This window comes from Actinomyces sp. Z16 (assembly GCF_003111765.1).
Classification (GTDB): Bacteria; Actinomycetota; Actinomycetes; order Actinomycetales; family Actinomycetaceae; genus Actinomyces; species Actinomyces glycerinitolerans.
Window position 1 is genome coordinate 2,119,566 of record NZ_CP027862.1, and the last position, 12,522, is coordinate 2,132,087.

Annotated in this window: 10 protein-coding genes; 4 read left to right on the forward strand and 6 right to left on the reverse strand. The window is 70.4% G+C overall.

Annotation, left to right across the window (positions count from 1 at the left end; all coding sequences use genetic code 11):
* Nucleotides 1-17 precede the first annotated feature (17 nt).
* Together C3B71_RS08785 and C3B71_RS08790 are read right to left on the reverse strand one after the other, a co-directional pair.
* Complete coding sequence (locus tag C3B71_RS08785) at nt 18-677, reverse strand: TetR/AcrR family transcriptional regulator (protein WP_108967461.1); 660 nt, start codon at nt 675-677, stop codon at nt 18-20.
* A gap of 67 nt (nt 678-744) precedes the next feature.
* On the reverse strand, nt 745-1,824 hold the full coding sequence (locus C3B71_RS08790; RefSeq protein ID WP_083565850.1) for a zinc-binding dehydrogenase: 1,080 nt from the start codon (nt 1,822-1,824) through the stop codon (nt 745-747).
* A gap of 411 nt (nt 1,825-2,235) precedes the next feature.
* Between C3B71_RS08790 and C3B71_RS08800 the strand changes: the two genes are divergently transcribed.
* Complete coding sequence (locus C3B71_RS08800) at nt 2,236-2,613, forward strand: hypothetical protein (protein ID WP_073331526.1); 378 nt, start codon at nt 2,236-2,238, stop codon at nt 2,611-2,613.
* 722 nt (nt 2,614-3,335) lie between these two features.
* Here C3B71_RS08800 and C3B71_RS08815 read toward each other — a convergent pair.
* Nucleotides 3,336-4,208: a 16S rRNA (uracil(1498)-N(3))-methyltransferase gene (locus tag C3B71_RS08815; RefSeq protein WP_108967465.1), complete on the reverse strand. Its 873-nt coding sequence runs from the start codon at nt 4,206-4,208 to the stop codon at nt 3,336-3,338.
* 159 nt (nt 4,209-4,367) lie between these two features.
* On the opposite strand from C3B71_RS08815, the gene C3B71_RS08820 reads away from it, so the two are divergent.
* Nucleotides 4,368-5,093, forward strand: a complete 726-nt coding sequence (locus tag C3B71_RS08820) for a YggS family pyridoxal phosphate-dependent enzyme (protein WP_108967467.1) — start codon at nt 4,368-4,370, stop codon at nt 5,091-5,093.
* Nucleotides 5,094-5,150: 57 nt separating this feature from the next.
* Here the strand turns inward: C3B71_RS08820 and dnaJ are convergent, their stop codons facing one another.
* Both dnaJ and hrcA read right to left on the reverse strand, forming a co-directional pair.
* Complete coding sequence (gene dnaJ, locus C3B71_RS08825; RefSeq protein WP_108967470.1) at nt 5,151-6,272, reverse strand: molecular chaperone DnaJ; 1,122 nt, start codon at nt 6,270-6,272, stop codon at nt 5,151-5,153.
* 52 nt (nt 6,273-6,324) lie between these two features.
* Nucleotides 6,325-7,389, reverse strand: coding sequence for a heat-inducible transcriptional repressor HrcA (hrcA, locus tag C3B71_RS08830; RefSeq protein WP_108967472.1), 1,065 nt, complete (start codon nt 7,387-7,389; stop codon nt 6,325-6,327).
* Nucleotides 7,390-7,567: 178 nt separating this feature from the next.
* On the opposite strand from hrcA, the gene C3B71_RS08835 reads away from it, so the two are divergent.
* Together C3B71_RS08835 and C3B71_RS08840 are read left to right on the forward strand one after the other, a co-directional pair.
* On the forward strand, nt 7,568-8,701 hold the full coding sequence (locus tag C3B71_RS08835) for a DUF3097 domain-containing protein (protein ID WP_396027143.1): 1,134 nt from the start codon (nt 7,568-7,570) through the stop codon (nt 8,699-8,701).
* 219 nt (nt 8,702-8,920) lie between these two features.
* Nucleotides 8,921-10,849 carry a subtype A tannase gene (locus C3B71_RS08840; protein WP_108967477.1) on the forward strand — a complete coding sequence of 643 codons (1,929 nt, stop codon included), beginning with the start codon at nt 8,921-8,923 and terminating at the stop codon, nt 10,847-10,849.
* Nucleotides 10,850-11,020: 171 nt separating this feature from the next.
* On the opposite strand, the gene C3B71_RS08845 is transcribed toward C3B71_RS08840, so the two are convergent.
* The gene (locus C3B71_RS08845) at nt 11,021-12,424 is read right to left on the reverse strand and encodes a sodium:proton antiporter (protein WP_108967480.1); all 1,404 of its coding nucleotides are present in this window, start codon (nt 12,422-12,424) and stop codon (nt 11,021-11,023) included.
* Between the last annotated feature and the right edge of the window lie 98 nt (nt 12,425-12,522).

Here is a 12,522-nt window from a genome sequence, read left to right on the forward strand (position 1 = left end):
CCGGCAAGGACTGCGGACTACTCCTCGGGTTCTTCCATGGTCTTGAAGGCCCCGGCATCCTCGACCGGGACATCGTGCGCGTCGCCGAGGTCACCGGTCAGGTAGCGCTGGATCACCGGACCCACGGCGGCCGCGAGCTCCTCCGGGCTTGCGGCGGATACGGCGTCGAGGCGGGCGATCCAGCGCGTCATGCCCAACCCGACCAGGTGTCCCGCGATCAGCTGGGACCGCAGCCGGACCCGATCGGGAGCCACACGTTCGACCAGCGGAGTCACCAGGGCGCCCACCACGAGCTCCCGTATGCGGGCGACAACGCCCTCGTGAGCCAGCGCCGCGCGCACCACCGCGGCGAAGCGGTCCGCCCCCATGCGGTCCCACTGGGTCACGAACAGGCGCACCAAGGCGGTTCCCTGCCGAGAGGCGGGCAGGCGCCGGACGTCGTCCAGAACGGCCGGATCCATGACGGGCCCGTCCGGCCCGTCATAGACGGCCTCCACGAACAGGTGCGAGCGCTCCGGGAAGTAGTGGTGCACCAGGGCGGGGTCGACGCCGGCCGCCCGGGCGATGCCTCGCAGCGAGGCGTTGTAGCCGTCGCGGGCGAAGGCGGCGCGGGCCGCCTCTAGAATCGCCTGCCGGGCGTCCGGGCTCCCGGCCCGCCTACGCCCTCGCGTGCCCATCTCGCCCCTCCTGCGCAACTATTGACGAGTCGAAGGATACGTGCGGTGTCCTCATTACCGCCGGACTTTAGGAGGCCGCCGCCACCGCCGACCCGGCCACGTCGCACACGAGCTTGCCGGCCTGGTGCCCCCGAGCCAGTTGGGCGTAGGCGGCGGGCACCGCGTCAAGCGGCACCGTCTCGGCCACGCGGGCGTCGAGCCGCCCGGCGGCGACCAGTTCCAGCATCTCGGTGAGCATGGTCGCCAGGTCCGCGCGGTCGCGGGCGGTGCCCGCGGAGTAGGCGGCGCCGAGGGAGACCTCGTGGATCGAGGGCGAGATCGTGAATCCCGGCATGGCAGACAGATCGGGGCACCCACCGATGAACGCCAGGGCGCCGTTGAAGGCGAGCGCGCCCAGATTCGCGGTGGCGGAGGCGCCGTCGAGCGTGTCGAGCACGGCGTCTACGCCACGCCCCTGCGGAGTGAGGGCGCGGGCCGCCGCGGCGACGGCGTCGGGATCGCCGGCGGCGCGGTAGTCGATGACCTCGTCGGCGCCGAGGGCGCGGACGGCCCGCACCTTATCGGTCGAGGCGGTGGCGACGACGCGGGCGCCCAGGTGGTGGGCGATCTGCACGGCGTAGCCGCCCACTCCCCCGGCCCCGGCGGTGATGAGAATGGTCTGCCCGGCGGCCAGGCGCAGGCGGCGGGTGAGGGCGTGGTAGGCGGTCATGCCGGCGCAGGGCAGGGCGGCGGCGTCGGTGGCGGAGACCGCGTCCGGCAGGTGCGCCAGTGCGAGGGCGTCGACGACGACGTACTGGGCCAGGCCGCCGGGGCGCCGCAGGTCGTGGTGCAGGGCGACCGTGTCGCCGACGGCGAGATCGGGGCGCAGCGCGGTGGCGCCGTCCTCGGCGGGAGTGGCAACGCCGGGTCCGAGGGCGTCGACGGTGCCGGCCACGTCGAGGCCGAGCACGTGGGGCCAGGTCCAGGCCGGGTTGCCGCCGCGAGCGACCTTCCAGTCCACGGGGTTCAGGGAGCAGGCCTCCACGCGCAGCCGGACCTGGCCGTGACCGGGCTCGGGGAAGGGCAGCCGCCCCAGGCGCATGGCTGCGGAGAGCTCGTCGGGCCCGGCCGGCCGGTCGAGCAGCAGGGCGGTCATGGTGTCGGGCACGGTCTCCTCCTGGACGTCCGGCGGCAAGCAAGGTCAATATGCGGGCCGCCCGGGCGCGCCCGCCCCGCCGCCTGCACGGTCCGCCGACATCGTATCGCCGCGCCTGCAGACCGCTCCCGGCAGAGGGCAGCAATGCGCCCGAATTCGTGTCGTACCCCTGGCGGACACTTGAGTCGAAAGGAACCGCCTGCAACACCTCTTGACTACTTGCCGAAAGGGGGATTGAATAATGAAGCGCAGAGATCTCATCCGGCAGTTGGAGGAGGTCGCCCGTCAGAAGGGACAGAAGCTTGTACTCACCGAGGGCGGAAGGCACACCAAGGCAACCATAGGGACGTGGAGCGAGCCCATCCCCCGCCACCGGGAGATCAACGAGATGACCGCACGGGCAATCTTACGGAGGAGCAAACGATGACCAGAATTGAAGCCATGGCACTTTACTGCGAGGGTTGGTGGGCGATCGACTTCACCCTTGAAGGCCACGAGTACTCCACCCAGGCGCGACGTCTCGATGAAGTCGTCCCGATGGTCACCGATGCCGCCGTCCTCATGACGGGGCGCCCCACAGACGACTTCGAGGTGCACTACACGGTACGCAACGCGAACTACGTAGACGCCGTAGAACAGTACAAGGCAGCAGCGCAAGCATCCACAAAAGCCAGTGCGGCCGCGGCAGCCGCCTCACGCCGCGCCGTCACCCTGTTGCGCGCCGACGGCCTACCGCTACGCGACATCGCCACCCTTATGGGAGTCACCACCCAGCGGGTCTCACAACTGGCCCGAAGCTGAAGCCACCCGCTCCCGCGAGCCCAGCGCAACTGCCATGCCGCGCGCAGATCGCTCCCGGCAGAGGCCAGCAATGCGCCCGAATTCGTGTCAGTGGGGCGTGCGATCTTGTACGCATGATGCCTCAACGAATCAGTACCGCAACGGTATGGCGGAGCGCGCCGCGTGGTGCACTCTTGACCAACCAAACTCGTCAACGTAAGGTTGACGGATGAGGGTTACTCGGTCGGCCCTCAAACACGGTGTCTCAGCCGATGACGTCGTCCACGCCTGGGAGAACGCGTTGCGATTGGTCGAGTACGAGTATGACGGGGAGGAACGATTACTCGTGATTGGTCCAGCATTGGATTCGAGTCTGCTCGAGTTGGTCGCTGTTCCCTCAGCCGCACCTGCTCGCATAATCCATGCAGACCGTCTACGGCCGAAGTTCTACGTCTTTCTGAAGTGATTCCCATGCAGCGAACAACTACGACTACGACCAGTTCTCCGGATACCGGCCTGCAGTCTCTCGACCCGGCACGCACGCCATCACGCGACGCCACGCACTTCCGGCGCATCATCGCCGCGAAAAAACACGTGATCGATGCGGAACAAGACCTGGCTCACGCCGTCGCCGACGCTCGTGCGGCCGGTGAGTCATGGACAGTGATAGGCGCCGCCCTCGGCGTCTCGAAGCAGGCCGCGCACAAGCGCTTCGGCCACTCATCCCCCGCTGAAGACCCGTCTCAGCCCCACAGGCCGGTGCGCTGGGCGAGGACCGCGAGCGCGACCGGTCCGGCCGATGCCGTGCGCAGCACATGCGGCCCCAGGCGCACGGCGCGTGCCCCGGCGTCCTCCAGCGCCTCCACCTCCGTGTCGCTGATGCCGCCTTCGGGCCCGACGACGACGGCCAGCACCGGCGCCTCTCCCGCACCACCGGCACCCTCCCGAGGGTCGCCTTCGGTTGTACCAGCCCCCTCCGACGCTCCCGCACCCGCCCGCGTCTCCGGCAGCGCCGCGTCGCCGATCGGCCTGGTCGCCTCCTCGTGCAGTACCAGCACCGTCCCGCCGGCCTCGCACACCTGTCGCACCCATCCGGACAGCTCGGCGGTGGTGAGCAGCTCCGCGATCTCGGGCACGCGTGCCCGCCGCGACTGCTTGGCGGCCTCGCGGGCGGCGGCCTGCCAGCGCTGGCGCCCGCGGGTCGCCTTCACGCCGCGCCACACCGCAACGCAGCGCTCGGCCCACCAGGGCACCACCAGATCCGCACCCACCTCGGTGGCGGTCTCGATCGCCTGCTCGTCGCGCCCGCCCTTGGCCAGCGCCTGCACCAGCACCAGTTTCAGCCCCGCGTCGGGCTCCTGGATCCGCTGCACGACCTGCACGCCCAGGCGCTCCCGCCGTCCACCGTCGGCGGCCGCGTCGGTCACCTCGCACACCAGGCGCAGGCCCCGTCCGTCCACCAGGTCGACCCGCTCTCCCGGATGCAGGCGCCGCACGGAGACCGCGTGATGCGCCTCCGGACCGGTCAGTGTGAGTCGGGCCCCGGGCGTGGCGGTGGTGGCCGCCCCGGTGGGTTCGAGCGTTTCGGGTGTGATGAGGAAGACGGGTGCAGTCACACTTACAGGGTACGGTTCCGGACGGGTCAGTGCCGCGGTGCTAGCGTCACGGAACATGACCGATCCGTCGTCCCTCCCGTCCCCCAACCGTCCACCGCACCGCCTGCCGCCGGCTCCGAACCCGCCGCGCAGCCGTCCAGCGCCCCCACGGCCACCACCGTGGAGGACTTCCGCCGCAACCTGGCCGCCGTGCGCGCCCGCATCGACGCCGCCGCCCGTGCCGCCGGCCGGGACCCCGCCGAGATTCGGCTGCTGCCGGTGTCCAAGACGGTGCCGGAGGAGCGCCTGCGGGCCGCCTGGGCCGCCGGCATCACTCAAATGGGTGAGAACAAGGTGCAGGAGGCCAAGCGGAAGGCGGCGAACCTGGCCGACCTGGGCATCCACTGGGCGCTGATCGGCCACCTGCAGACCAACAAGGCCAAGGACGTGGCGGCCTTCGCCGACGAGTTCCAGGCCCTGGACTCCCTGCGCGTGGCCGAGGCCCTGGATCGGCGGCTGCAGGCGGCCGGGCGCGGCCTGGACGTGTACGTGCAGGTCAACTCCTCCGGAGAGGCCTCCAAGTTCGGCCTGGAGCCGGACGCCGTCGCCGACTTCCTGGCGGCCCTGCCGGCCTACTCGGCGCTGCGGGTGCGCGGCCTGATGACGCTGGCCGCCCACACCGACGACGCCGACCGCATCCGCGAGTGCTTCCGCATCATGCGCACCCTGCGCGACGCCGGGCTGCAAGCGGGCACGGTCGGCGATGGGCAACTGTCCATGGGCATGAGCGGTGACTTCGAGCTGGCCATTGCGGGCGGTTCCACGTGTGTGCGCGTGGGGCAGGCGATCTTCGGTGCGCGCCCCACCCCGGATTCGCTGTACTGGCCCGCCAACGGCGCCGAGTAGCCCGATGCGGGCGGCCCGGGAGGCGCCGCCCGCATCGCGTCCGTGTCGGCAGACCCGTCAGCGGCCGGACAGCTTCTCCTTCAGCTTGCCCATCATGGACTCGTCCTTGGGGGCGGCGTAGCCGTCCTCACCGCGCAGGGAGGCCAGCTCCGTCAGCAGCTCGCGCTGCCGGTCGTTCAGGCGGGTGGGGGTCTCCACCACGATCTGCACGCGCAGGTCGCCGCGGCCGGGGCGGCGCAGCCGCCCCACGCCGAGGCCGGACAGGACGATCTCGTCCCCGCCCTGGGTGCCGGCGCGCACGGAGACATTGCGCTCGCCGTCGAAGGTCTCCAGCGGGAAGGAGGCGCCGAGGGCGGCGGCGGTCATGGGCACGCGCAGCTCGGTGTACAGGTCGTCGCCCTCGCGGGTGAAGGCCTCGTGCTCCCTCTCGTGGATCTCCACGTACAGGTCGCCGTTGGGGCCGCCGGCGGGCCCGGCCTCGCCGCGCCCGCCCATGCGGATGCGGGTTCCGGTTGACACGCCGGCGGGAATGTTGATGTCGATCGGGGTGCGCACGTGCTTGCGGCCCTCACCGTCGCAGTCCTTGCAGGGGGAGGCGATGACGGTGCCGTACCCCTGGCAGCGCGGGCAGGGCATGGAGGTGACCACGTTGCCGAGCAGGGAGCGCTGCATGCGCTGGACCGAGCCCTGGCCGTTGCACTCGGCACAGGTGACCGGCGAGGTGCCGGGGGCGCAGCAGGACCCGTTGCACGTGTCGCACACGACGTAGGTGTCCATGGTGACGGTCTTGGTGGTGCCGAAGACGACGTCGGCAAGGTCCACGTCCACGGCCAGTAGCGAGTCCTGGCCTCGGCGGGTGCGGGACGCCGGGCCGCGGGAGGCTGCGCCGCCGAAGAAGGCCTGCTGGAACAAGTCGGAGAAGCTGCCGAAGTCACCGGTGAAGCCACCGCCGAAGCCGTTGTTGCCGTGCAGGGCGTCCTCACCGCCCAGGTCGTACATCTTCCGCTTCTCGGAGTCGGACAGGACCTCGTAGGCGGCGGAGACCTTCTTGAACTCGTCCTCGTGCCCCGGACCGGCGACGTCGGGGTGCAGCTGGCGGGCCTTCTTGCGGTAGGCCTTCTTGATCTCCTCGGCCGTGGCCTGGCGGGTGACGCCGAGGACGTCGTAGTAGTCGCTCACGCTTGCTGGTGTTCCTTCGTGGTGGGGTGGTGTCGGATTCTCGGTGGGCGGGTCAGCCCGGCGCGCTGCCCTCCGTCCCGGTCAGGAACCGGGACAGGTAGCGGGCGACCGCGCGCACGGCCGCCATGGTGGCCGGATAGTCCATGCGGGTGGGGCCGATTACGCCCAGGTGGGCGACGGCGTCCCCGGGGCCGTAGGCGGCGGAGACGACCGAGGCCTCCGCCAGGGCGTCCTCGTGGGTCTCCGAGCCGATGCGCACGGTGGTTCCGGTGTCGTCGGCGTCGTCGCGGTGGGCGGCGTCCTCGGAGGTGAACAGGCGCAGCAGCACCACTTGTTCCTCAACCGCGTCCAGGAGCGTGCCGATGGCGGTGAAGTCCAGGGAGCGGGCGAGGTTGGCGGTGCCGGCGACGACGATGCGCTCCTCGGCGTCGGGCCGCAGAGCGGCGATCAGCTCGTCGGTGACGGCGGCCAGCACGGCGCGCTCGTCGGCGGGCGCCTGCTCGGCCAGGGCGGCGAGCACCGGGACCACCTCGACGGCGCGGCGGCCGACCAGGGCGGTGTTCAGCCGCAGGCGCAGCCGCTCCAGGACGGCCGGGTCCACCAGCCCGTCGGGGCCGCGCCCGGACAGGCCGACGGTGCGCTGCTCGACGCGGCCGGTGTCGGTGATGATGACCATGAGCAGGCGGGTGGGGCCGAGGGCCACCAGTTCGAGGTGACGCAGGGTGGTGCGGCGCAGACTCGGGTACTCGACGACCGCCAGCTGGCCGGTCAGTTGGGCGAGCGCGCGCACGGTGCGGGCGACCACCTGCTCCAGGTCGACGGCGCCGGACAGCAGGGCGTTGATGGCGGCCCGCTCGGGGGCGGAGAGGGGCTTGATGCGGGCCACCTCATCGACGAAGCGGCGGTAGCCCTTCTCGGTGGGGACGCGACCGGCACTGGTGTGCGGCTGGTGGATGTAGCCCTCGTCCTCCAGGGTGGCCATGTCGTTGCGGATGGTGGCCGGGGAGACGCCCAGCCGGTAGCGCTCCACCAGGGCGCGTGAGCCGACCGGCTCGCGGGTGCGCACGTAGTCGGTGACGATGGCGGACAGCACCTTCAGACGGCGATCGTCCGACATGGGGCCCTCCCTTCTCGTCTGCGATGCGCGCACGGGGCGACGCGACGCCCGGCCGCCGGTTCAGGCGTCACCGGGCCGGCCGACGCCGTTAGCACTCCCGGGGCGCGAGTGCCATCCTACGCCGCGCCGCGGCCGGCAATCAGGGCCGACGGCGTGACCTTCCCCTACCGTGCCCAGAGTGAACACGCCACCCTCCCGCCGTTCCGGCTCCCAGTCCACTTCCAACGCCCGCGGCGTCGTGCCCGGGGCGACGGCGGCACGCCGTCGGGCCCTGCGGGAACAGGCCGCCCGCCAGCAGGCCGCCGCACGTCGCAGCGGCGCCCCGGAGGGTGCGGCCCGAGCGGCCGCGGCTTCCGGGCGTTCCGCGGCGGGGCGTGGGGGCCGGAAGGCCGCCGCTCCCCCGCCCGCGCGCCCTTCGGCCGACAACCGTTACGGCGGGGATGTGCTGGCGGTGGACCCCCACCGAGTGGGCCCGACGGCGGTGCGCCCGGAGTCGGTGCATGTGGCCCTCACGCGCGGCATGGTGCTCGAGGACCGCCAGACCGGCTTCGTGGGGGCGGCGGTGGCCGTGGAGAAGTCCGGCGGCAAGCACCTGGTGGTGCTGGAGGATCGGCGGGGCGTGCACCGCGCCTTCCCACTCGGGCCGGGCTTCTGGCTGGAGGGCCGGCCCGTGATCGTGGACCCGCCGGCCCCGCGCAGGCGTCCCCCCGCCGGTCCGGTCAGCGCCGGCGGACGCAGGCTGACCGCCTCGGGCTCCTATGTCGTCGAGGGCGAGCGGGCCCGGGTGGCGCGGGCCTCGCGCATCTGGGTAGAGGGCAAGCACGACGCCGAGCTGGTGGAGAAGGTGTGGGGTGATGACCTGCGCCATGAGGGCGTGGTGGTGCTCATGCTGGACGGCGTCGACAACCTCGAGGAGGTCATGGCCGCCTTCGGTCCCTCGTCTCAGCGGCGGGCGGGAGTGCTCGTGGACCACCTGGTGCCCGGCTCGAAGGAGTCGCGCATAGCCGAGCAGGTGCGGGCCATGCCCGGCGGCGAGAACGTGCTGATCCTGGGGCACCCGTATGTGGATGTGTGGCAGGCGGTGCGGCCCGCCCGCGTGGGCCTGCAGGCTTGGCCGGAGATTCCCCGCGGCACCGACATCAAGCACGGCACCCTGGAGGCGCTGGGGTGGCCGCATGCCGACCAGGCGGATATCGCCCGCGGCTGGCAGCGGATTCTGGCGACGGTGCGCTCCTACAAGGATCTGGAGCCGAGTCTGCTGGGCCGCATGGAAGAGTTGATCGACTTCGTTACCGCCCCCGGCACCCGCTGATGACGCGCCCTCCTCGCTCCTGCCCCACCCTCAAACGCCGAGATCGGTAGTAGTTACGTGCCCAGATCGGTAGAAGTGGCACCTGCCACTGGGCATGGCCGTCTCCGCACGAGCCCGGCAACCTCACAAGCGACTCACAGCAAGACTCCCGGGTTACGCTCAGACGGCACCGGTTGCATCCTGTCTGTCACCCTGACATCAACTGGAAGGAATCCAACGATGATCCTCTCACGACGCACCGTCATGCGCGCGGTGCCGGTGGCGACGCTACTCGGCGTCGCGGGACTGGCTGCTTGCTCCAACGACTCCGGCAGTTCGACCAATACCTCGGGCTCCCCAGCCGCCTCCACCACCAGCACCGACCTGGCGCTCAACCCGGCGGCCTGGAGCTATGACGCCGACGGCGACGTGTACTACCAGCTGGGACTGTCCTACGTGGCCTCCCCCCAGGACACCAGCTACGAGGCCCTTGGCGTCTTCGTGCCCGGCGCCTACATGTCCGCCACCGACAACGGGGACGGCACCTTCACCGCCGAGGTCGCCTCCGACGGCGCGGTGGGCGACTGGACGGCCACGACGGCGCCGATCGTGCTGCCGGTCAACACCCCGGGCTACGCCGCCCAGCAGCCGCCCGGCGAGTACTCCTACGACACGGTGTCTGCCTACATGGAGGCCGGCTTCATCTACGTACAGGCGGGGCTGCGCGGCAAGGACTCCACCACCGACGCCGCCCCCGGCAACGCGCCCTGGGGTGTGACCGACCTGAAGGCCGCCGTCCGGTACCTGCGCTACAACACCTCCGCCCTACCCGGCGACCCGGAGCAGATCTTCGTGTTCGGCCACTCCGGCGGCGGCGCCCAGTCCGCCGTAATGGGAGCCTCCGGCGACTCCGCGCTATACACCCCCTACCTGGAGGCGCTCGGCGCGGCCACCACCGACGCCGACGGCAAGGCACTGTCGGACGCGATCGCGGGGGCCATGTGCTGGTGCCCGATCACCAGCCTGGATGCCGCCAACGCCGCTTACGAGTGGAACATGGGCCAGTTCGCCACCACCGGCACCCGCGAGGAGGGCACCTGGACGGAGGCGTACTCCAAGAACCTGGCCGCCGCCTACGCCAGCTACCTCAACGGCCTGGGCCTGGTCGACTCCGACGGCAGCACCCTGACCCTTCAGGAGTCCGCGGACGGGCAGTACCTGGCCGGCTCCTACTACAACCACATGGTCGCGGTGGTCGAGCAGTCCCTGAACGACTTCCTGTCCACCACCGAGTTCCCTTACACGCCCAACGCCACCGAGATGGCCGGTATGGAGGCCCAGGGCGGCTCCGGCGCGCCTGAGGGCGGTCCAGGCGACTCAGCCGACAGCACCTCCGGGCTCCCCTCCGGCGCCCCAGACAGCGCGCCCGTCGGCGAGGGCACGCAGGGTGCCCTCGCCGACGGCGGCCCGGACGGAGACGGCGCCACCGCCGGCGCGGGCGGCCCCGGGGAGGGCTCCTCGGCGGATTCCTCCGAGTCGGTCACCTACGAGACGGTGGAGGACTACATCGCGGCCCTGAATGAGGACGTGGAGTGGGTCTCCTACGACTCCTCGACCAACACGGCCACGATCACCGGCCTGGAGGGCTTCGTCACCAGCCAGAAGGCGGCGACCAAGGACGTGGGCGCGCTCGACGGCGTCGACCGCGGTCAGACGGAGAACACGGTCCTCGGGGTCGGGCAGACGGCGATGCACTTCTCCGAGCTCTCCCGCGACGTGATCGCTGCCAACCAGGACGCCTATGCGTCCCTGACCAACTGGTCTGACGAGTACGGCTCTTCCGAGTACGACTCGGACTTTGCGCAGACCGACGCGCTCGGCGTCGATGTGCTGACCCGCGAGCACATGTACAACCCGATGTACTTCCTGTCCACCGCCTACGAGGGCGCAGGCACCTCGACGGTGGCACCGAACTGGCGCATCCGCACCGGTATCACCCAGGGCGACACGGCCAGCACGGTGGAGGTGAACCTGGCACTGGCGCTGCAGGCGGTCGGCCAGTCGGTGGACTTCGCGACCATCTGGGGCCAGGGGCACACCATGGCCGAGTTGACCGGCACCGGTGAGGAGAACTTCATCGCCTGGGTCACCGAGCGGGCCGCCTCCTGAGGAGAGCCCCCCGGCTGCCCGGCACAACTCGCCGAGATCGGTAGAAGTTACGTGCCGAGATCGGTAGATATGGCCGGCCCGATAGATGTGAGACGGACAAATACGAGGGGCCCGGACACCTGCGGGTGTCCGGGGCCGGCCCGCTCGTATCGGCGGCGGTGAGCGCCGTCGTCAGGCGTCCGCCAGCGCCAGGCGGCGGCTGGAGCGCAGCAGCCGGACATTGTTGGCCAGCAGCACGACTACCAGCACGACGCCGAGGAGCTTGGCCCACAGCGGGTTGGCGATGAACAGCAGGACCATGGCGGCCAGCACGGGCACCAGGTACATGAAGGAGCGGCCGATGTAGCCGCCGAAGGACGGCATCTCGACGTCGCGCGCCTCGGCGACGGACTTGACCATGAAGTTCGGGCCGTTGCCGATGTAGGTCAGGGCGCCGCACAGGACCGCGCCAAGCGAGATGGAGCGCAGGTACAACTCGGGCACGCCGGCAACCGTGGCCCCGCCGGGGTGAGGGATCTGACCGGCCATCTCGAAGAAGGTCGCGTAGGTGGGGGCGTTGTCCAGTAGGGAGGACAGGCCGCCAGTGAACACGAAGAAGGTGATCTCGTTCAGCGGCAGGCTGCCGGCGACTTCATCCAGGTAGCGCAGGGCCGGAATCATGGTCAGGAAGATGCCGATGAACAGCGCGGCCACCTCGGCAATCGGCCCCCACTCGAACTGGTTATCCTCGAAACGGGCGCGCTTGTCGCCGAACTTGAAGGAGGCGGCGGCCGCGGCGAGCATGATCATCTCCCGAAGCGGGATCCAGTCCATGACGGTGGCGTGCCCCTCCTCTATGGCCTCGGCGTCGATGGAGGGGGCGAAGGCGACGGCGGCGATGATGACCACGAACCAGATCAGGTTATTGGCGCCGCGCAGGCCGAGGGGCTCGATGTCCGTCTTGTCGGCCAGGATGTCGGCGGCGGGCTCCTGCGAGTAGTACCAGGAGTCCAGGGCGAAGTAGATGGACAGCAGCATGGCGTTGACGAACAGCCACTCGACGGCGAGGTTGAACGTCCAAGTGAAGGGGACGCCACGTAGGAAGCCCAGGAACAGCGGCGGATCGCCGAGCGGGGTCAACAGGCCGCCACAGTTGGCGACCATGAAGATGGTGAACAGGACGGTGTGGACCCGGTACTCGCGCTCGCGGTTGGTGTTCAGCAGCGGACGGATCAGCAGCATGGCGGCACCGGTGGTGCCGACGAAGCTGGCCAGCAGCGCACCTATCGCCAGGAAGATGGTGTTGTTGCGGGGGGTCGCCTGAATGTCACCCCTGAGGAATATGCCGCCCGAGACCACGAACAGCGCCAGTAGCAGAGAGATGAACTGGATGTACTCCACCACGGAGGCGAATACGGGCTCCCAGCCAATGGCCACCAGCATCCAGACCGCGACGGGCAGTCCCAGGACGAGGGCGACCAGCAGTTGGTGGGAGTTCTTCTCCCACCAATGGGACGTTGCCGGCACGAGCGGCAGGACCGCGATCGATGCCAGCATGACAACGAAGGGCAGTATGGACCACCACTGCAACTCCACGTGAGACTCCTCAGTTCGGGGCAGGCGTGCTCGTCGCCCCATCAAAGATGCGACGACGCTAGCTTCACCCTATGACGATATCCGTCCCATATCGCGAG

Excerpts from the sequence above, each read along its gene's own strand:
- C3B71_RS08785 (WP_108967461.1), bottom strand. The coding sequence starts at position 677 with ATGGGCACGCGAGGGCGTAGGCGGGCCGGGAGCCCGGACGCCCGGCAG.
- C3B71_RS08800 (WP_073331526.1), top strand. The coding sequence starts at position 2,236 with ATGACCAGAATTGAAGCCATGGCACTTTACTGCGAGGGTTGGTGGGCG.
- hrcA (WP_108967472.1), bottom strand. The coding sequence starts at position 7,389 with ATGTCGGACGATCGCCGTCTGAAGGTGCTGTCCGCCATCGTCACCGAC.
- C3B71_RS08840 (WP_108967477.1), top strand. The coding sequence starts at position 8,921 with ATGATCCTCTCACGACGCACCGTCATGCGCGCGGTGCCGGTGGCGACG.